This is a genomic window from Burkholderia glumae LMG 2196 = ATCC 33617, from assembly GCF_000960995.1.
In the GTDB taxonomy this organism is placed as follows: domain Bacteria; phylum Pseudomonadota; class Gammaproteobacteria; order Burkholderiales; family Burkholderiaceae; genus Burkholderia; species Burkholderia glumae.
This window is the reverse complement of record NZ_CP009435.1, coordinates 3,098,993-3,117,355: the sequence shown is the minus strand read 5'-3', so window position 1 is coordinate 3,117,355 and position 18,363 is coordinate 3,098,993. Positions and strand designations below refer to the sequence as shown.

Genomic DNA, 18,363 nt, shown 5'->3' with positions numbered 1-18,363 from the left:
CGATGGCACACGACGACATCCAATTCGCCGACGGCGCAGCGCCGTTCTCGCACTCGCAGCAGTTCCACGACATCAAGGACGCTGCGCACGAGCATCTGCTGAACCGCATCGAGGAACTCGGCTCGGAGTTCGGGCGCTGGTCGCGGCAGGCGATCAACCAGTTCGTCGATCTCGAGGTCGACAGCTTCGTGCGGCTGCGCCGGATTCCGCTCAACGAGAGCGAGGTGCGCGAGATCGCCGAGGCGCTGACCAAGGAGCTGGCCGGCTTCGGGCCGATCGAGGACCTGCTCGGCGATCCGCTGGTGGAGGACATCCTGATCAACGGCTACAACGACATCTACGTGTCGCGCCGCGGGATCCTCGCCAAGCTGCCGATCCGCTTCACCGACAACGCGCACCTGCTGCGCATCGTGCGGCGGATCCTGGCGCCGGTCGGGCGCCGGCTCGACGAATCGAACCCGATGGTCGACGCGCGGCTGCCAGACGGCGGGCGCGTGAACGTGGTGATCGAGCCGCTCTCGCTCGACGGGCCGGTGGTGTCGATCCGCAAGTTCCGCAAGGATCCGCTGAAGCCGTCGGACCTGCTCGAGAACGGCACCTACAACGACGAGATCAACACGCTGCTGAAGGCCGCCGTCGCGGCGCGCTGCAACATCCTGGTGTCGGGCGGCACGAGCTCGGGCAAGACCTCGCTGCTCAATGCGCTGGCGTTTCACGTGCCCGAGAACGAGCGCGTGGTGACCATCGAGGACACCGCCGAGCTGTCGCTGAACCATCCGCACGTGGTGCGGCTCGAAAGCCGCCCGGGCGGCTTCGACGGCACCGGCGTGGTGACCATTCGCGACCTGCTGCGCAACACGCTGCGGATGCGCCCGGACCGCATCATCGTCGGCGAAGTGCGCGGCGGCGAGGTGCTCGAGATGCTGCAGGCGATGAACACCGGCCACGACGGCTCGATGGGCACCATCCACGCGAGCTCGCCGCGCGAATGCCTGTATCGCCTGGAGATGCTGGCCGGCTTCGCCGGCTTCCAGGGTACCGAATCGAGCCTGCGCCGCCAGATCTCGAACGCGATCGACTTCATCGTGCAGATCGGACGGCTGTCCAACGGGCGCCGCCGGATCCTGTCGATCACCGAGGTGACCGGCATGTCCGACAACATCGTCGCGACCCAGGAGCTCTATCGCTACGACGCGCGCGTGACGCCCGAGGGCGAGGAGATCGATCACTGGGAAGCGCTCGGCATCCACCCGCATTCGCCCAAGCTCGCGCGGTTTCGCAATGAGCTGATCGGCAGCCTGGGCGGCGGCATGGACGGCTTCGGCTGCGGCGAGGGCTTCAATGTCTAGCGGCGTGCTGTGGGCGCTGTCGTTCGCGCTGCTGCTGGCCGCGGCCGGCGTGATGCTGTGGCGCGGCAGCCAGTTGCGCGAGCAGAGCGCCCATACGCGGCGCTTCTTCGACAGTCGCCTGGAGGCGGGCGCGAAGGGGGCCGTGCCGGCGGGCGCGGCAGGCGGCGCGGGTCGCACAGCCGCGCGCCAGGCGGCGCCGGCGGCGGGGCAGCCGGCCAGGCCGGCGAGCCGGCCGGCGGCGCCCGCGAAGGGGCTGGCGGCGTGGCGCGCCAAGGCCGAGGCGCGCTGGCTCGGCATCAGCGATCGCGCCGGCCTCGACGAGGTGCGGGGCTTGCTCTACGTGCTGGCGGGGCTGGTGTTGCTGGCCATGCTGGTGGCCGGCGCGCGCGGCGGCGGGGTGGCGGCCGGCGCGGCCCTGCTCGGCGGCGTGGCGCTCGCCTGCCTGTGGGTGCTGCGGCGGATCTCGGCGCGGCGCCTGAAGATCGTCCAGCAGCTGCCGTCGTTCCTCGACGGCGTGGTACGGCTGGTGACGCTCGGCAACAGCGTGCCGGCCGCGTTCCAGGGCGCGCTCGGCACCACCGAGATGCCGCTGCGCCGCTGCCTCGACCAGGTATCGAGAATGCTGCGCACCGGCGTGGAGATCGATCGCGCGATGCTGCACATCGCCAAGGAATACCGCGTTCGCGAGTTCGAGCTGGTGGGATCGGTGCTGCGCCTGTCGGTCAAGTACGGCGGCCGTGCCGACGTGATGCTGGAGCGCATGGCGACCTTCATGCGCGACCTCGAGCAGGCCGAGCGCGAACTGCACGCGATGTCGGCGGAGACGCGCCTGTCGGCCTGGGTGCTCGGCCTGCTGCCGGTCGCGGTCGGCAGCTTCGTGGTATCGACCAATCCGCAGTATTTCACGGCGATGTGGATGAACGAATCCGGCCGCCTGGTGCTGTACGTGGCCTTCGGCCTGCAGATGCTCGGCGGCTATCTGCTGTACCGGATGGCTCGGCTCAGGTAGGGAGGCGCAATGGAGGCACATCAACTGGGCGCGCTGGCGCTGGCGTTGGGGGCGATCGGCGTGCTGCTGCTGGCCGGCCTGGCGATCGTGCGCGCCATGCTCCTGCAGCGCAGCGAACGCGCGCTCGCGAGCGCGCTCGACCAGCGGCTGGCGGCGAGCCGCGCCGCTGCCGCGCGCGCCGGACAGGCCCAGGCCGCCGAGCTCAAGCCGGCCGAGGCCCGGCCGGCCGGCTTCGCGGCGTGGCGCGCGCAGGCCGAGCGGATCGGCATGCGCTGGCTCGATACCGGCCTCGGCAAGCAGTTGGTGGCCGACGAGGACCGCAAGCTGCTCGAGCAGTGCGGCTACGTGGAGGCGCGCTCGCGCGGGCTGTTCCTGGTGGTGCGCCTGGCCTGCGCGATCGGGCTGCCGCTCGCGATCCTGCCGTTCCTCACCCACGGCGGGCCGGGCAAATGGCTGTTCGGGCTGTTCCTCGCGCTCGCGGCCGGCTTCATGCTCCCGAAGGTCTACGTGCGCCGCCGTGCAGCGGCACGCCGCGAGAGCGTGGCCGACGAGATGCCGCTGTTCGTCGACATGCTGCGCCTGCTGCAAGGCGTCGGCCTGTCGCTCGACCAGAGCATGCAGGTGATCACGCACGACTTCACGAGCATGCTGCCGGTGCTGTCGTGGGAGCTGGGCGTGGCGCAGCGGCAGTTCGCGGCGGGGCGCACGCGCGAGCAGTCGCTCGCGCGCCTGACCACCAGCTTCGACAACGAGGACCTGCGTGCGATCGTGCGGCTGCTGATCCAGGTGGACAAGCACGGCGGCGCGGTACAGGAGCCGCTGCGGCTGTTCGGCGACCGGCTGCGCGAAGGGCGCCGCGCCACGCTGCGCGAGCGGATCGGCCGGCTGACGGTGAAGATGACGGGCGTGATGATCGTGACACTGCTGCCGGCGCTGCTGATCGTGACGGCCGGCCCGGGCATCATGACCGTGGTGGTCGCGCTGGCGAACATGAAGCGCTGATGGCGGGCGATGCGATGAAGAGGAGCGCGGCGGGATGAAACGATCGAAGGGACGCACCATGCTGGCCGGCCTGCTCGTCGCCGGGCTGGCGAGCGGCTGCTCGCTGTTCAAGGATTCGAACTACGGGGTCGGCGCGCAGGCCGAGCGGGCCGCGATGATCCAGGCCGCGGCGGACAAGGTCGATCCGCCCGATACGCCGGGCATGTACCTGGGCCTGATCGACCGCATGCAGCAGCAGGGGCTGTACTACGCCTCGCTCGCGCATATCGACGAGTACGAGAAGCAGTACGGCGCCTCCGCCGACACCCGGCTGCTGCGCGCCGACGCGCTGCGTGCCACCTCGCAGCTCGACGCGAGCGAGCAGGCCTACACGCAGCTGCTGAACACGCCGCTGGCGGCGCGCGGCTATCGCGGCCTCGGCCTGATCGCGGGCGCGCGCGGCGACTTCGCGCGTGCCGCGAAGCTGTTGGAGCAGGCCACGCTGCTCGCGCCGACCGACGCCGCGGCGCTCTCCGATCTCGCCTATGCACGCATGCGCGCTGGCGACCCCGGCGGCGCGCGCGTGCCGCTGATGAAGGCCGCCGAGCTCGATCACCGCAACCCGCGCATCATGAGCAACCTCGCCCTGTTCCTGATGGCGAGCGGCCATCCGGAGAACGCGCAGGGCCTGATGGACCAGCAGCACATGACGCCTCGGGTGCGTGCCGAGATTCGCGACGACGCGGCCCGTGTCACGGCCGCGCAGCGCGCTCGGCAGCTTACCGTGGTGCCGCCGGGGCCGGGCGACGCGGCGGGGCCGTCCGGCGCGCGCGCGGGCGGCGCGCCGATCGCGAGCAACGAGGGCTTCGACCTGGCCGCACCGCTGCTGCAGCGCTTCTCGCAAAAATGATTTACCACACGGAGCCGACGATGCGATATTCCCAATCCTGGCGGCCGCGCGCGCGTGCATGGCATACCGCGTGGGTTGCGCTGGCGGCCCTGGCCGGCGCGGCGCCCGCCGCCTTCGCCCAGCCGGCCGCGGATCCGGCGCCGATGCGGTTGCAGCAGCAGTTGCAGCCGATCTCGGGCGCGCAACTGCAGGCATCGGCCGAGGCGTCGCCCGCCGCGCCGCAGGCGCGGGCCGCCGACGTGCCGCAGCCGGCGGCCGTGGCGCTGCCGCAGGCACAGCCGCAGCCGCCGCAGGTCAGCCATCGTGTCTCGGAGGTCGGCCCGGCGACCGCGGCCTGGTTCGACCTGCAGCGCAGCAATCGCGCGGCCGCTCCCGAGGCGCACCCGTTCGAGGGGGCGGCGGCATCGTCCGCCTACCAGCGCTATCTGCAATCGTTCGGCAAGCCGATCCCGACCTGGTTCACGTCGGTCCAGCGTTCGTCGGGCGGTGGTTCGTCGTCCGGCGCAGGCGAGCTGCCGTCGCAATAATCGTCGAGGCGATCATGAAACCCGTCCAGACACGCCGCCCGCACCGGCCGATCCGTGCCGCCTTGCTCGTCGGGCGGCGCCGCGAGCGCGGCGCGTTCGCGATGATGACGATCATCTTCATGACGGTCATGATCGCCGTGCTCGGCATGCTCGATATCGGCAACGTGTTCTTTCAGCGCCGCGATCTGCAGCGCATCGCCGACATGGCGGCGCTGGCCGGCGTGCAGCGGCTCGATGCCACCTGCAGCCAGGCGCCCGTCAGCGCGAGCCGCAGCGCGGCCAGCAACGGCCTGAACACCGGCGCCGGCGACACCATCTCGGTCGGCTGCGGCCGCTGGGACCCGACCGCCAACCCCGCGCCGAGCTATTACGTGCCGGTCGCGAACCCGGGCGCGTCGAGCCCGGCCGTGCAGCTGAACGCGGTGCAGGTGGCGGTGTCGCGCCAGGTGCCGTATTTCTTCCTCGGGCCGTCCCGCACCGTGTATGCGATGTCGACCTCGCGCGCGACCGCGATCGACGTGTTCTCGGTGGGGGCCACGCTCGCACAGCTGGGCGGCAACAGCTGCGCCGGCGCGCCGCCTTCGTCGAGCGCGAACCCGGGGCTCGTCAACGGGCTGCTCGGCGCGCTGCTCGGCGCCAAGTCGGGCCTGAACCTGACGCTCGCGTCGTATCAGGCGCTGGCCTGCACCAGTATCAAGCTCGGCGATCTCGCGGCGGCGGTCCAGGCGGGCACGATGCAACAGCTGCTGGCCGCGAACCTGTCGCTGGGCCGGTTCCTGAACGTGGTGGCGAACGCGGCGAGTCAGACCAACGTGGTCAACGCGAACCTGCAGGCGGCCGTCGGCGCGCTGCAGACACTCGGCTCGGTCAACCAGAACTCCACCAATGTCAATGTCGGCGGCCCCGGCGGCGTGCTCAACGTGGCGCTGGCGGACATGCAGTCGGCCGCCGACGCCCAGGTCAACCTGCTCGATCTGGTGATGGTGGCCGCCGAGATCGCCAACTCCAGCAGCGCCGTGATGCTCGACGTGCCGGCGCTTGCGCTCGGCGGCTTGACCGGCACGCAGCTGCAGGTGCAGATCATCAGTCCGCCGTCGATCGCCGTCGGCGAGGGCGGCAAGGACGCCAGCGGCAACTGGCGCACCCAGGCCTCGACAGCCGCGGCCGGCATCTACCTGCTGGTCGATCTCGGCACGCAGACGCTGCCGATCGTCGGCCCGCTGCTGCAACTGCTCGGCGCCAACGTCGACGTCACGCTGCCGATCTACATCCAGGTCGGCACCGGCACCGCGGTGCTCGAATCGACCCAGTGCGCGCAGACCCCGCAGGCGAGCACGGCGACCATCACGGCGACGCCCGGCATCGCCAATCTCTGCATCGGCACGCCGCCGCTGAACAAGGGCATGCTGAACCTGTCGTCGCAGTACAGCTGCACGAATCCCGCGCAGATCGTCAATGCCAAGCTGAGCCTGCTGAACCTGCTCGGCCTCGTGCAACTGACGGTGTCGCTCTCGAACGTGTCGGTGAAGGTGCAGGGCGCACCGGCCACCCATGTGTTCAGCGGCGTGTCGGGGCTCGACTCGAATTATTGGACGGTCAATTCGAATGCACTCGGCTCGGCGACGGCCGGCGCGCTCGCGCAGCTGTCGAACGCCACCATCACGCCGAGCCTGGGTCTGCTGGGAGGCGCCATGTTCAGCGTGGGAGGCAATTTCGTGCCCACGCTGCTCGGCATCCTGACGTCCGCGCTGAGCCCGCTGCTGAACTCGCTCGACGCCGTCGTCGTGCCGCTGCTGAACCTGCTCGGCGTGCAGGTCGGGGCGGCCACCGTCCACCAGATCTCGCTGAATTGCGGGGTCGCGCAGACCGTCTACTGAATGCTCTGACTGGTATCCGATGAGAAATACACCTGCAATCGAGGGACTCGACCTGTATGTCTGGGAGGGCAAGGCGGACATCGTCGACCGCGTCGCGCGCTGCATGGCCAGCTTCGACGTCGAGGTGATCCGTGCCGACAACGTCGTGCTGTCGCCCGAGCGGGCCGCCGCGCGGCCGTCGCTCGCGATCATCAGCATCAGCATGATCGAGAGCGGCGCGGCCTTCCTGTCGGAATGGCAGGCCAACATCGGCATGCCGGTGGTGTGGGTCGGCGCCGCCCGCGGCGGCGCCGACGCCGCCTCGTATCCGCCCGAGTACTCGCATATCCTGCCGCTGGACTTCACCTGCGCGGAGCTGCGCGCGCTGGTGACGAAGCTGGTCGCGCAACTGCGCGCGCACGCCGCGCAGGCCTCGGCGCCGGCCATGCTGGTGGCGCATTCCGAGCCGATGCAGGCGCTGCTGCAGGAGGTGGACACGTTCGCCGACTGCGATACCAACGTGCTGCTGCACGGTGAGACCGGCGTGGGCAAGGAGCGCATCGCGCAACTGCTGCACGAGAAGCACTCGCGCTACCGGCATGGCGAATTCGTGCCGGTCAACTGCGGCGCGATTCCCGACGGCCTGTTCGAGTCGCTGTTCTTCGGCCACGCGAAGGGGTCGTTCACGGGCGCGGTGGTCGCCCACAAGGGCTACTTCGAGCAGGCGGCCGGCGGCACGCTGTTCCTCGACGAGGTCGGCGACCTGCCGCTCTACCAGCAGGTGAAGCTGCTGCGCGTGCTGGAGGACGGCACGGTGCTGCGGGTCGGCGCGAGCGCCCCCATCAAGGTCGATTTCCGGCTCGTCGCCGCCAGCAACAAGAAGCTGCCGCAACTCGTGAAGGAGGGTACGTTCCGCGCCGATCTCTACTATCGGCTCGCGGTGATCGAGCTTGGCATCCCCTCGCTGGAGGAACGCGGCGCCGTCGACAAGATCGCGCTGTTCAAGTCGTTCGTCGCCGAGGTGGTGGGCGAGGACCGGATCGGCACGCTGCCGGACCTGCCGTACTGGCTCGCCGACGCGGTGGCCGACACCTACTTTCCCGGCAACGTGCGCGAGCTGCGCAACCTGGCCGAGCGGGTCGGCGTGACGGTGCGCCAGACCGGGGCCTGGGACGCGGCGCGGCTGCAGCGGCTGATCTCGCATGCGCGCGCCGTGCAGCCGGTGCCGGTCGAGAGCGCCGCCGAAGTGTACGTCGACCGCAGCAAGTGGGACATGACCGAGCGCAATCGCGTGATCGCGGCACTTGACGCGAACGGTTGGCGCCGCCAGGATACCGCGCAGCATCTTGGCATCAGCCGCAAGGTATTGTGGGAGAAGATGCGCAAGTATCAGATTTTCGACGAGGAACCCGAGGCGCGCGAAAGTGAGTGATAATGGCTGAATTGTGGTCAGAAATACAACTAAATCTGTGCAGGAATCTCTACATGAGTCATAAACGGCTTTTGGGGCGCGCATTTGTTGCAGGATGGGTGGTGGTGGGGGGGCTGCAGCTTGCATCGGCCCAGGGTCTGGCCGGCAGCGACGCCGCCGCGGCGCCCGGTGCCGCCACCGGCGGCGTGGTGAATGCGGCGCCGGCCGCCGCCAGCGCGCTGCCGCCGACGACGCCCGCCGCCCAGGCGCCGGCGGGCGCCGCGACGCAGAGCACGATCGATGAACTGCAGCAGCTGATCCAGTCCCATGCGCTGACCGAGATGCGCACCGCCTATAACGGCAGCTATGGCGCGAGCCTGCTGTTCAACGTCCAGAGCGCGACCTATTACGTGGCCCTGTTCCAGCAGAAGGCGTTCTGGCGCGTGGTCAAGACCACCAGCGAGGCGCGTGCCGAAGCGGTGTTCCACGACTTCTCGAAGCAGGCCGAGTCGCTGGCCAGCTCGGAATTGCAGGCGACGCGGCTCGAGGCCCAGAAGGCACAGACGGACCGGCAGATCGCCGTGGTGCAGGAGCGCGCGAACCGCCTGCAGGCCGACCTGCAGGTCGCGCGCGAGCAGCAGGCCGCCGTCAACGACCGCCAGAAGGCCACCCGTGCCGAAGCGGCGGCGCTGCAGGCCCAGCGCGACGCGCTGCAGGCCCAGCTGCGCCAGTTGCAGATGCAGGTCCAGTCGCTGCAGCGTCAGGCCGACGCCGGGCTGCCGGGCACCCGCTGAGGGCGGCGCGCGGCATGGCATGCGCCGCCTCGGGCGGACGCCATGCCGGCCGGGCGGACGGAAACGCGGATGTGAAGACGGCCGCAGAGGATGCGACCGATTGCAGCAGAGATAGGAAGCGAAACCCGAAGCGAAACGGGCAAGCCTGGCGGCTTGCCCGTTTCGCGTTTACTCGTTGCTGCCGCCGGTGGGGCCGAGCGGGCGCCGGCGGCGCGTGACGATCACCGGGCTGTTGCCGGTGCGCTCGGGCGGCGTCGAGACGCCTTCGTGCGATTCGCGCGGCGCGGGATAGTCGCGCGAGCCGCCGTATTCGCGTGGGGCGCTGTATTCACGCGGCTCGCGAGGTTCACGCGGCGTGTAGCCTTCGCTGCGGCCCTCGCGGCCTTCGCCGCGCGATTCGCGCTGGCCGCCGTGCGATCCGTAGGGGTTGTGGCCGCCGCCTTCGCGCGGCGGCCGGCCGCCGTGACCGCCGCCGCCCGTGCGCGGGCCGCCGCGGCCGCCGGGCCGCGAGCCGCCCATGTCGAGCTGGATGGTGGAAATCGCGCGTTTGTAGATGCCTTGCAAACCGACCGGCGTGCGCAGCATCACCAGGTACTGATCGAACGACTCGATACAGCCCGTCAGGCGGATGCCGTTGACGAGGTAGATTTCGACGCGCTTGCGTTCCTTGCGAGCGGCGTTGATGAAGTCGTTTTGCGGATGGGATTCTGCAGGATTGGCCATTGAGAAGCGGCTTGAGCCGGCGTCAGATGAGGGTTTTGCATGGTTGCGCGCCGCGCCGTCTGCGGAGCGCTTGTGCGGGATTCTACCCTGTTCATATGAGATGCGTGCGGGCAGGTTTGTGTCCAAGCGTTACCCGCCGGGGCGGTCGGCGCGCCGGCCGCGATCGGCCGAACCGCCCGGGCGGGCCGGTGGAAGGCGGATGTGACCCGAGAAAACGCGGCTGGTGCGGCGGGGCGCGACCGAATTAGTCATTTTGTCGCGCCATTGAGCTGGCGCACACCGGTTGCCGGCCGCGTGCCGGCCCGTGCGCGCCGCGCGAATCAAACTCAATAGTGGTAGTCGGGGTTCTTCGGGTCGAACGCGGTGTCGTCGAAGCTTTTCGGCGTGATCGTCTCGAACACGATCCGCTCGAAGATCCTGCCGTCGTTGCCGTAGGATTCGACCGTCCGGAAATAGGGATGGCGCAAATCGAGCCCGAGTGTTTCCTTTTTCGCATAGAACTGCGGGCGGCCGGTCGGGGTTTCGTAGGTCAGCGCCACCACGCGCACCCCGTCGATGGTCTTCGCCTCGACATGGGTCGGCTTGCTGACGCCGGCCACCGCATATTTCTTGCCTTCGCTCAGGTATTGGGCCGCCACGAATTCGGTGCCGAGGTCGCGGATCGTATGGTTCGACTGGGCGCGCGCGAGACTGCCGTCGATCGCGGTCCACAGCGGGAACTTGCCGAGCAGGCCGCCCAGGTGGCCATACATCTCGTCCTTGCGCCGGGTTTCGTCGTAGATCGTCTCCTGGCCCGCGTGCGGGCCGCCCGGCAGCCACTTCGCGTAGATCCGCAGCGGCTCGCGCGTCATCTTCACGAGCATGCGGTCGGGCTTGCCGGCCCAACTGTCGCCGATCCGCTCCTGGCGCGTCATCGTGAACTCATACGCCGGATAGCCGTTCGGACCGGCCGCGATGTAGGCCGGCACCGTCATCGGGTCGAGCGCGCTGAACAGGGCGGTGAGCGTGGCGTCGTCGAGCTTTTCGAGCGTGCCGTCGCGCGCGGCCGTCCTGAGCCAGGCGGCCTGCTGCGCCACGTCCTGCTGGACGACGCGCGCGAGCTCGGGCGGCAGCGCGGCAGCGGGCGCGCTCGCCGTGTCCGCGGCGGTCTGGGCGCGCGCCGCGGGGGCGAACGCGGCCGGCGCCACCACGCTCGCGGCGGCGATCGTCAACGGCAGCGCGAGGCGGCGCAACGGACGTGGCATGAAGCTGGAACGCATGCATCTCTCCTCAAGGTGTCGGGAACGCCGGATCACGGCTGTGCCGGCTGCTCGAGTTTCGCGAGTTCCTCGTCGCGCAGCGCGCGGCGCAGGATTTTGCCGACGTTGGTTTGCGGCAGCGCCTCGCGAAACTCCACTGCCTTCGGCATCTTGTAGCCCGTCAGGTTCTTGCGGCAGTGCGCGAGTACCTCGTCCACCGTGAGCGCCGGGTCGCGCCGCACCACGAAGGCCTTGATCCGCTCGCCGTGCGCCGCGTCGGGCACGCCGATCGCGGCGGCTTCGCTGATGCCGGGGTGCATCACCAGCACCTCCTCGATTTCGTTCGGATACACGTTGAAACCGGACACCAGGATCATGTCCTTCTTGCGATCGATGAGGCGCACGAAGCCGCGCTCGTCCATCACGCCGATATCGCCGGTGGCCAGCCAGCCGTCGCGGTCGAGCACCTTGGCGGTTTCGTCGGGGCGCTGCCAGTAGCCGAGCATCACCTGCGGGCCGCGCACGCAGAGCTCGCCGGGCTCGCCGATCGCGGCCCAGGTGCCGTCCTCGCGCCGAAAACGCACCACGGTGGACGGCGCCGGCAGGCCGATCGAGCCGCTGAAGTCATGCATGTCGTCGAGGTCGACCGGATTCATCGTGACGATCGGCGAGCATTCGGTGAGCCCGTAGCCTTCCACCACCGGCCGGCCGGTGACCGCCTTGAAGCGCTCCGCGACGGCGCGCTGCATGGCCATGCCACCCGCCATGGCCAGCTTCAGCTTCGAGAAGTCGCGGGCGCGGAATTCGGCGTTGTCGAGGAACGCGTTGTAGAGCGTGTTGATGCCGGTGATGCCGGTGAAGGTTTCGTGCCTGAGCACCTTCATCATCATCTTCGTGTCGCGCGGGTTCGCGATCAGGATGTTGCGCCCGCCCAGGCCCATGAAGATCAGCGCGTTCACGGTCAGCGAGTAGATGTGATAGAGCGGCAGCGGCGTGAGCACGGTCTCGATCTCGTCCGACATCTGGTCGGCGATCCAGGCCTTGGCCTGCAGCAGGTTCGCGATCAGGTTGCCGTGCGTGAGCATCGCGCCCTTCGCCACGCCGGTGGTGCCGCCCGTGTATTGCAGGAACGCCAGATCGGCGCGCGTGAGCGTGACGGGCGTGGCACGCGAGCGGGCGCCCGCTGCCAGCGCCGCGCGCAGCCGCACCGCCTGCGGCAGCTGATAGGGCGGCACGAGCTTCTTCACATGCTTGAGCACGAAGTTGACGAGCCGGCCCTTCGCGTTGAAGCCCTCGCCGAGCAGGTCGCCGAGCGCGGTCACCACCACGTTGCGCACCGTGGTTCCGGGCAAGGCCTCCTCGAGCGTGCGCGCGAAGTTCTCGAACACGACGATGGTCTGCGCGCCGCTGTCCTTCAACTGATGCGCGAGTTCGCGCGCGGTGTAGAGCGGATTGACGTTGACCACCACCGCGCCGGCCTTCAGCGTGCCGAACAGCGCGACCGGATACTGGAACGAGTTCGGCAGCATGATCGCGACGCGATCGCCGGGCTTCACGCCGAGCGTGTGCTGCAGGTAGGCCGCGAACGCCTCGGCCTTGCGCGCGAGCGAGGCGTAGCTCAGGTTCGAGCCGGCGCTGACGTAGGCGACGCGTTCGGCGAAGCGCGTCGTGCATTCGTCGAAGTACTCGACGAGCGAGGCATAGCGCGTGATGTCGATCTCGTGCGGGACGCCGCGCGGATAGGAGGAAAACCAGATGCCGTCGGTATTCGGCACCGGCGTGCCGAGCGAAGCAGCGGAGGCGTTCATCGCTTGTCTCCAGAGTCGTGATGTCGGCGCGTCCAAGGGCCGGCGCCGCCGCCGCGCGCGGCGCCCGGTATGTCCGGAGCGTGGCGCGTGCCGTTCTTGGGTTGGGCTGGCGAGCGCGTCTGCGGTGCCCGCGGGCACTGGTGCTGCCGATTCCGTGCGTGAGCCGTGCGCGGGCCGCGCGTCAAGACGCGTGCCGCGCATGCAGCCGCGTGCCGGCCGACGCGCCGAACGGTCCCGACGGCAGCTCGCCGCCATTCGGCGGCGCGATGCTGCCGCGCTGCGCATCGTCGAGCACGGCCGCGAAGATCGACATCTGCGCCGTGTCCGGCATCGGTGCCTTCAGCGCGGCCACGATCAGCGAGGACAGGCGCGCGATCAGCTGTACGTCGTTCATGGTGCGGCCCTGCGAGAAATCGTCGAGCAGGCTGTCGGTCTCGGCACCCGCGAGCGCGCCCGACAGCGCGCCGATCGCATAGTGCAGGCGCCAGCCCAGCTCGGCGCGCGGCAACAGCGGCAGCGCGCGCTGGAACGCATCGAAGAAGCGGCCGGCCACGCTCGCGTAATGCGCGGCCAGAAAGCCGCGCACGAAGGTGGAGGGGTCGGTGTAGGCGCGGCCGATCAGGCGCAGGAACGCGCGGCCGCCGCGCTGCGGATCGCGCGAGGCCTGCAGCGCCGGGATGAACATCGCGCCGAGCACGTGCTCGCAGGTGATGGCTTCGCCGAGCTGGGCCTCGAAGCGGTCGAGGATGCGCAGCCGCTCGTCGTTGAGCTGGTCGAGGCGACGCGACAGCATCGCGTGGATCAGCGCCTCCTTGCTGCCGAAGTGGTAATTGACCGCCGCGAGATTCACCGCGGCGCGTGATGTGATCTGCCGCATCGACATCGCTTCGAAACCATGTTCGACGAACAGGTCTTCCGCTGCGTCGAGAATGCGCGCCTTCGTGCCGCCGGTTTGCCGGCTGGCTTGCCGAACCGCCATGTCGCCTCCATGATCACTGTTTCGGTTATCGAACGAGCGATTCAAATCGGTAATTGAAACAAGCGTTTTTATTAAGATAAAAAGGCGCGGGGGCGGGCGGCAAGTGTTGTTTGTGGGCGGATTCCTCTAGAGGCGATGTGCGTTGCAGCATCGTTTCACGCGAAGCACGGCCTGGCGCGCTTCGCGCGATGATGCGCTGCGTGGCCGGCTCAGCCGGCCGAGGAGACCCGCGCGGCGCTCTGCGTCATGTCGATGCCGCGCCGTTCGCGGCTGAACAGGATCAGCGAGGCGATCACCACCGCCACCACGCCAGCCACCAGCGCGAGCGCGTAGCTGTAGTCGTTGCCGTTGCCGTTGCTGGAGGCCAGTCGCGCCTGCATCACCGCATTGCCCGAGGCGATCAGATTGCCGAGCTGGTAGACGAAGCCGGGGAAGGTGGCGCGAATCTCGTCCGGCGAGATCTCGTTCAAGTGGACCGGGATAACGCCCCAGGCGCCCTGCACCGAGATCTGCATCAGGAACGCGCCGGCCGCGAGCGCCACGGTGCCGCTCGAGAACGCCCAGAGCGGCAGCACCGGCAGGGCGATCAGCGCGGCGATGAAGATGGCGCGGCGCCGGCCGATCTTCTCGGAAAGCGAGCCGAACGCGAGGCCGCCGACGATCGCGCCGATGTTCAGCACGATCGTGATCCACGACACGGTATGCGGATCGAAGTGATGCTGTTCGCGCAGGAAGGTCGGATACAGATCCTGCGTGCCGTGCGAGAAGAAGTTGAACGCGGTCATCAGCACCACCGCGTAGATCGACAGCTTCCAGTTATGCCGCAGCGTGGCCACGAGGCTCGGGCGCGGCCGCTTCTCCATCTGCTTCCAGGCCGGCGATTCAGGCACGTGCGAGCGCACGTAAAGCACCAGCAGCGCGGGCAGCACGCCGATCATGAACATGCCGCGCCAGCCGATGTACTGATAGAACAGGCCGAACACGATCGAGGCGAGCAGATAACCGCTCGGATAGCCGGCCTGCAGCAGCCCGGAGACGATGCCGCGCGATTTGGGCGGCACCGTTTCCATCGTCAGCGCGGAGCCCACGCCCCATTCGCCGCCCATCGCGATGCCGAACAGCGCGCGCATCACGAACAGCGCGGTGAGGTTCGGCGCGAAGCCCGAGGCGAGTTCGAGCAGCGAGTAGAGGGCGATGTTGACCATCAGCGTGGGGCGGCGGCCGAAGCGGTCGGCGAGCCGGCCGAAGATCAGGGCACCGACCGGCCGCATGGCCAGCGTCAGGCTGATCGCGAAGGTGACCGTCGAGATCTTGGTATTGAATTCCGCCGCGATGTCTTTCAACACGAATACCATCAGAAAGAAATCGAATGCGTCGAGGGTCCAGCCCAAATAGGCGGCGATCGTCACGTTTCTCTGTTCCCGGGTCCAGCTCATGGCGGAGGTCTCCTTGGTGGGGGGGCGTCGCGGGCGGCGAGGGCCGCCCGGCGGGGCGCGCGGCGGATCGAGTGTACGCCGCGGAATGGTTTGCGCGTCTGCTTTGCGTTCAGTGATCGGGATTAATCCCTAGATAAAAGCCGGCATTGAACCGCAATATGCTGAGATTGCATTCGATTTGAAAGAAATGTATCGATATCGAATGAATCGATTTTTGATTATGTAAATCATTCGAAGGCCGGACAACGAGGGCGAGGCCGTGCCGAGCCTGCGCACGCCGGCGGCGTCGCTGCGCTGCGGCTCGCACGACGCGGGCGCGCTGGGGTATCGTGGCGAATCCTTTTCACCGGAGCACACCATGGCGCTCGGCCGCGACGTCCACCTGATTCCCGCCCGTCTCGAAAGCTTGCGACCGACGCAGATGAGCGTCGGCTATCGCGAGGTAAAGGCCAAGCGCAAGCATTGGAAGTCGCTCGGCAAGCAGGCGCGCCGCGACGAGATCGAGCTGCACTGGTTTCCGGCCGTGACCGGCCCCGGCAACGCGCTGTTCATCGTCGATCACCATCATCTCGGGCTGGCGCTGCTCGAGGAGGAGGTGAGCGAGGTGAAGGTGATGCTGCTGAAGGATCTGTCCTGGCTCGACGAGACGATCTTCTGGCGCATGATGGAGCACAACCAGTGGGTACATCCGTTCGGGCCGGACGGCGCGCGCCACGCTTACGACCGCCTGCCCGTCCGGCTGACCGGGCTGAGCGACGACCCGTATCGCAGCCTGGCGGGCGAGCTGCGCACCGCGGGCGGCTACGCGAAGGATGCCACGCCGTTCAGCGAATTCCTGTGGGCCGACTACCTGCGCACGAAGATCCCGCTCGCCACGGTGCGCAAGCATTTCTCGAAGGCGCTCGACGCGGCGCTCGCCCATGCGCATGCGCCCGACGCACGCTATCTGCCTGGCTGGTCCGGCGTGTTCGAGCCGAGGCCCTGAGATGCGCCAGTCGCGCCATGCCGTGATCCGGCCGACGTCGACGCGGGCGGTGTCCGAGGCGATGCCGCACGATGCCGCTCATGTTTCGCCGCGCGCCGCGCCCGACCCGACGCGCGGCGCGCGGCGCTGGCGCGACGCGCTGGCCGGCCTGTCGATCGCCGGGCTGCTGATTCCCGAGGCGGTCGCCTATGCCGGGCTCGCGAACCTGCCGCCGCAGGCCGGCCTGATCGCGCTGCTGGTCGGGCTGGTGGTCTACGCGGCGCTCGGCAGCAGCCGCTTCGCGATCGTCTCGTCGACCTCGTCGTCGGCCGCCGTGCTGGCCGCCACCGTGCTGTCCGAGACCGGCACCAGCGCGGCCGAGCAGCTTGCGCTCGCGGCCGCGCTGGTGGCCGCCACCGGCCTGCTGTTCGTGATCGCGGGCGCCGCGCGGCTCGGCGGCATCTCGGACTTCATCGCGCGGCCCGTGCTGCGCGGCTTCACGTTCGGGCTCGCGCTGACGATCGTGATCAAGCAGTTGCCGAAGATCCTCGTGGTCCCCGTGCATCACAGCGATACGCCGCAGGTGGCGCTGGACCTCGTGCGCGGCCTGCCGCACGCCAACCTCGCCAGCCTCGCGCTCGGCGCCGCGGCGCTCGCGATCCTGTTCGCGCTCGGCCGGCGCTCGCGCGTGCCGGCCACGCTGATCGTGATCGTGCTCGGCATCGCGGCCGGTTATGGGATCGACTGGGCAGCTCATGGCATCGCCGTGGTCGGGCATATCGACCTGCAGCATCTCTCGTTCGGGCTGCCGTCGCTCGATCGCGCCGGCTGGACGCAGACCGTGGAGCTCGGCTTCGCGCTGATGCTGATCCTGTATGCCGAATCGTATGGCTCGATCCGCAATTTCGCGCTGAAGCACGGCGACGCGATCGCGCCGAATCGCGATCTGGTCGCGCTCGGCTGCGCGAACCTGGTATCGGGTCTGCTGCATGGCATGCCCGTGGGCGCCGGTTATTCGGCGAGCTCGGCCAACGAGGCGGCCGGCGCGCAGAGCCGGCTCGCGGGCGCGTGCGCGGCCGTGGTGATCGGGTTGATCGTCTGGCTGCTGCTGCCGCAGCTCGCGCGCACGCCGGAGCCGGTGCTCGCCGCGATCGTGATCTTCGCGGTCAGCCACTCGCTGCATCCGGCCGTGTTCCGGCCGTATTGGCTCTGGCACCGCGACCGGCTGCTGGCGCTCGCCGCGATTCTCGCGGTGCTCGTGCTCGGCGTGCTGAACGGCCTGCTCGCGGCGATCGCGGCGAGCCTGCTGCTGACCGTGCGCAAGCTGTCCGAGCCGAAGCTCAGCGAGTTGGGCCGGCTGCGCGACAGCCGCGATTTCGTCGACGTGCGCAATCATGCCGATGCGACGCCGGTGCCGGGCATGCTGATCGTCCGACCCGAGGGGCAGCTGTTCTTCGCGAACGCGGAGCGCGTGCTGGGGCGGGTTCGGCAACTGGGGCGCGCGGTCAGGGGGCTGCGGACGGTGGTGCTGAGCCTCGAGGAATCGCCGGATCTCGATGGCACCGCGATCGAGGCGCTGATCACGTTCGCCGCCGAATGCGAGGCGCGCGGCTGGCGGCTGGCGCTGGTGCGCTTGAAGCCGGAAGTGCTCGAGGTGCTGCGGCGAGCCAGTGGCGGGGGGCTCGGTGAGGACGCGCTCTCGGAGTTGAGCGTCGATGATGCGGTGGGGCGGCTGGCAGGGTGAGGCCTGACTTGACGCGTCGCTTCACGAAGCCTCGTGCCCGCCCATGGCTCAGGCATGCTGCTTTCCGGGCAGCAATGAAAAAGGCCGGCGTTTAGCCGGCCTTTCTTAAACTTGTGGTGCCCAGGAGAGGACTCGAACCTCCACGATGTTGCCACCGCTAGGACCTGAACCTAGTGCGTCTACCAATTCCGCCACCTGGGCACAAGCTGCATCAAGCAAGACCGAGATTATAAAGCGCTCCACGAACCTGTCAATGCTTTTTCGGGCCAAATCGATGTCCGTTGCCGGCCGCACGGCATGAGATCGTGCGGAAATGAAAAAGGCCGGCGTTGAGCCGGCCTTTCTTAAACTTGTGGTGCCCAGGAGAGGACTCGAACCTCCACGGTGTTGCCACCGCTAGGACCTGAACCTAGTGCGTCTACCAATTCCGCCACCTGGGCACAACCAGCTTAACAAGCAAGAAAGTGATTATAGCGTACCGGATCGATGTGTCAACGCTTTTCGATGGGCGCGGCGGCGCTTCCGCTTCGCCGTTCTTGCCTGAGACCACGGCCGGGCCGCGTCAGGCACATGCCGCAGATGATCGGCGGCGATTCGCGACGGCAGGACTTCGCGCGCCGGCCGCCGAATTCAC

15 protein-coding genes and 2 tRNA genes are annotated in these 18,363 nt (G+C 68.8%); 10 read left to right on the top strand and 7 right to left on the bottom strand.

Annotated elements, in window-relative coordinates; all coding sequences use genetic code 11:
* Window positions 1–2 precede the first annotated feature (2 nt).
* Genes KS03_RS26480 through KS03_RS26445 form a run of 8 tightly spaced genes read left to right on the top strand, consistent with a single transcriptional unit; the run spans window position 3 to window position 8,837 of the window.
* The gene (locus tag KS03_RS26480; RefSeq protein WP_015875971.1) at window positions 3–1,349 is read left to right on the top strand and encodes a TadA family conjugal transfer-associated ATPase; all 1,347 of its coding nucleotides are present in this window, start codon (window positions 3–5) and stop codon (window positions 1,347–1,349) included.
* Window positions 1,342–2,358, top strand: a complete 1,017-nt coding sequence (locus KS03_RS26475; protein WP_015875970.1) for a type II secretion system F family protein — start codon at window positions 1,342–1,344, stop codon at window positions 2,356–2,358. Before KS03_RS26480 ends, KS03_RS26475 begins: the two co-directional genes overlap by 8 nt.
* Window positions 2,359–2,367: 9 nt before the next feature.
* Window positions 2,368–3,360, top strand: coding sequence for a type II secretion system F family protein (locus KS03_RS26470; protein ID WP_015875969.1), 993 nt, complete (start codon window positions 2,368–2,370; stop codon window positions 3,358–3,360).
* Window positions 3,361–3,394: 34 nt separating this feature from the next.
* Window positions 3,395–4,249, top strand: a complete 855-nt coding sequence (locus KS03_RS26465; protein WP_015875968.1) for a tetratricopeptide repeat protein — start codon at window positions 3,395–3,397, stop codon at window positions 4,247–4,249.
* Window positions 4,250–4,269: 20 nt separating this feature from the next.
* Window positions 4,270–4,776: a DUF3613 domain-containing protein gene (locus KS03_RS29035; protein WP_015875967.1), complete on the top strand. Its 507-nt coding sequence runs from the start codon at window positions 4,270–4,272 to the stop codon at window positions 4,774–4,776.
* Window positions 4,777–4,790: 14 nt separating this feature from the next.
* On the top strand, window positions 4,791–6,653 hold the full coding sequence (locus tag KS03_RS26455) for a TadG family pilus assembly protein (RefSeq protein ID WP_015875966.1): 1,863 nt from the start codon (window positions 4,791–4,793) through the stop codon (window positions 6,651–6,653).
* Between the two features lie 19 nt (window positions 6,654–6,672).
* Complete coding sequence (locus tag KS03_RS26450; protein WP_015875965.1) at window positions 6,673–8,064, top strand: sigma 54-interacting transcriptional regulator; 1,392 nt, start codon at window positions 6,673–6,675, stop codon at window positions 8,062–8,064.
* 53 nt (window positions 8,065–8,117) lie between these two features.
* Window positions 8,118–8,837 (top strand): DUF2968 domain-containing protein, encoded by a 720-nt coding sequence (locus KS03_RS26445; protein WP_015875964.1) that lies wholly within the window; start codon window positions 8,118–8,120, stop codon window positions 8,835–8,837.
* Window positions 8,838–9,005: 168 nt separating this feature from the next.
* Here the strand turns inward: KS03_RS26445 and hfq are convergent, their stop codons facing one another.
* From hfq to KS03_RS26420, 5 genes are all read right to left on the bottom strand, one after another.
* On the bottom strand, window positions 9,006–9,560 hold the full coding sequence (gene hfq / locus KS03_RS26440; RefSeq protein ID WP_015875963.1) for an RNA chaperone Hfq: 555 nt from the start codon (window positions 9,558–9,560) through the stop codon (window positions 9,006–9,008).
* Between the two features lie 326 nt (window positions 9,561–9,886).
* Window positions 9,887–10,819, bottom strand: coding sequence for a DUF1571 domain-containing protein (locus tag KS03_RS26435; RefSeq protein ID WP_230674394.1), 933 nt, complete (start codon window positions 10,817–10,819; stop codon window positions 9,887–9,889).
* Between the two features lie 32 nt (window positions 10,820–10,851).
* Window positions 10,852–12,606 (bottom strand): AMP-binding protein, encoded by a 1,755-nt coding sequence (locus tag KS03_RS26430; RefSeq protein ID WP_015875961.1) that lies wholly within the window; start codon window positions 12,604–12,606, stop codon window positions 10,852–10,854.
* 181 nt (window positions 12,607–12,787) lie between these two features.
* The gene (locus KS03_RS26425) at window positions 12,788–13,585 is read right to left on the bottom strand and encodes a TetR/AcrR family transcriptional regulator (RefSeq protein WP_015875960.1); all 798 of its coding nucleotides are present in this window, start codon (window positions 13,583–13,585) and stop codon (window positions 12,788–12,790) included.
* 209 nt (window positions 13,586–13,794) lie between these two features.
* Window positions 13,795–15,021 (bottom strand): MFS transporter, encoded by a 1,227-nt coding sequence (locus tag KS03_RS26420; RefSeq protein WP_015875959.1) that lies wholly within the window; start codon window positions 15,019–15,021, stop codon window positions 13,795–13,797.
* 358 nt (window positions 15,022–15,379) lie between these two features.
* Here KS03_RS26420 and KS03_RS26415 point away from each other — a divergent pair, with 358 nt between their 5' ends.
* Together KS03_RS26415 and KS03_RS26410 are read left to right on the top strand one after the other, a co-directional pair.
* Window positions 15,380–16,006 (top strand): ParB-like protein, encoded by a 627-nt coding sequence (locus KS03_RS26415; protein WP_015875958.1) that lies wholly within the window; start codon window positions 15,380–15,382, stop codon window positions 16,004–16,006.
* 1 nt (window position 16,007) lies between these two features.
* A complete protein-coding gene (locus KS03_RS26410) occupies window positions 16,008–17,729 on the top strand; it encodes a SulP family inorganic anion transporter (RefSeq protein ID WP_015875957.1) in 1,722 nt (573 codons plus the stop codon).
* 114 nt (window positions 17,730–17,843) lie between these two features.
* Here the strand turns inward: KS03_RS26410 and KS03_RS26405 are convergent.
* Window positions 17,844–17,930: transfer RNA gene (locus KS03_RS26405), tRNA-Leu, on the bottom strand.
* A gap of 152 nt (window positions 17,931–18,082) precedes the next feature.
* Window positions 18,083–18,169: transfer RNA gene (locus KS03_RS26400), tRNA-Leu, on the bottom strand.
* Between the last annotated feature and the right edge of the window lie 194 nt (window positions 18,170–18,363).

Coding starts and splice junctions, on each gene's coding strand:
- KS03_RS26480 (WP_015875971.1), top strand. CDS start 3: ATGGCACACGACGACATCCAATTCGCCGACGGCGCAGCGCCGTTCTCG.
- KS03_RS26475 (WP_015875970.1), top strand. CDS start 1,342: ATGTCTAGCGGCGTGCTGTGGGCGCTGTCGTTCGCGCTGCTGCTGGCC.
- KS03_RS26470 (WP_015875969.1), top strand. CDS start 2,368: ATGGAGGCACATCAACTGGGCGCGCTGGCGCTGGCGTTGGGGGCGATC.
- KS03_RS26465 (WP_015875968.1), top strand. CDS start 3,395: ATGAAACGATCGAAGGGACGCACCATGCTGGCCGGCCTGCTCGTCGCC.
- KS03_RS29035 (WP_015875967.1), top strand. CDS start 4,270: ATGCGATATTCCCAATCCTGGCGGCCGCGCGCGCGTGCATGGCATACC.
- KS03_RS26455 (WP_015875966.1), top strand. CDS start 4,791: ATGAAACCCGTCCAGACACGCCGCCCGCACCGGCCGATCCGTGCCGCC.
- KS03_RS26450 (WP_015875965.1), top strand. CDS start 6,673: ATGAGAAATACACCTGCAATCGAGGGACTCGACCTGTATGTCTGGGAG.
- KS03_RS26445 (WP_015875964.1), top strand. CDS start 8,118: ATGAGTCATAAACGGCTTTTGGGGCGCGCATTTGTTGCAGGATGGGTG.
- hfq (WP_015875963.1), bottom strand. CDS start 9,560: ATGGCCAATCCTGCAGAATCCCATCCGCAAAACGACTTCATCAACGCC.
- KS03_RS26435 (WP_230674394.1), bottom strand. CDS start 10,819: ATGCGTTCCAGCTTCATGCCACGTCCGTTGCGCCGCCTCGCGCTGCCG.
- KS03_RS26430 (WP_015875961.1), bottom strand. CDS start 12,606: ATGAACGCCTCCGCTGCTTCGCTCGGCACGCCGGTGCCGAATACCGAC.
- KS03_RS26425 (WP_015875960.1), bottom strand. CDS start 13,585: ATGGCGGTTCGGCAAGCCAGCCGGCAAACCGGCGGCACGAAGGCGCGC.
- KS03_RS26420 (WP_015875959.1), bottom strand. CDS start 15,021: ATGAGCTGGACCCGGGAACAGAGAAACGTGACGATCGCCGCCTATTTG.
- KS03_RS26415 (WP_015875958.1), top strand. CDS start 15,380: ATGGCGCTCGGCCGCGACGTCCACCTGATTCCCGCCCGTCTCGAAAGC.
- KS03_RS26410 (WP_015875957.1), top strand. CDS start 16,008: ATGCGCCAGTCGCGCCATGCCGTGATCCGGCCGACGTCGACGCGGGCG.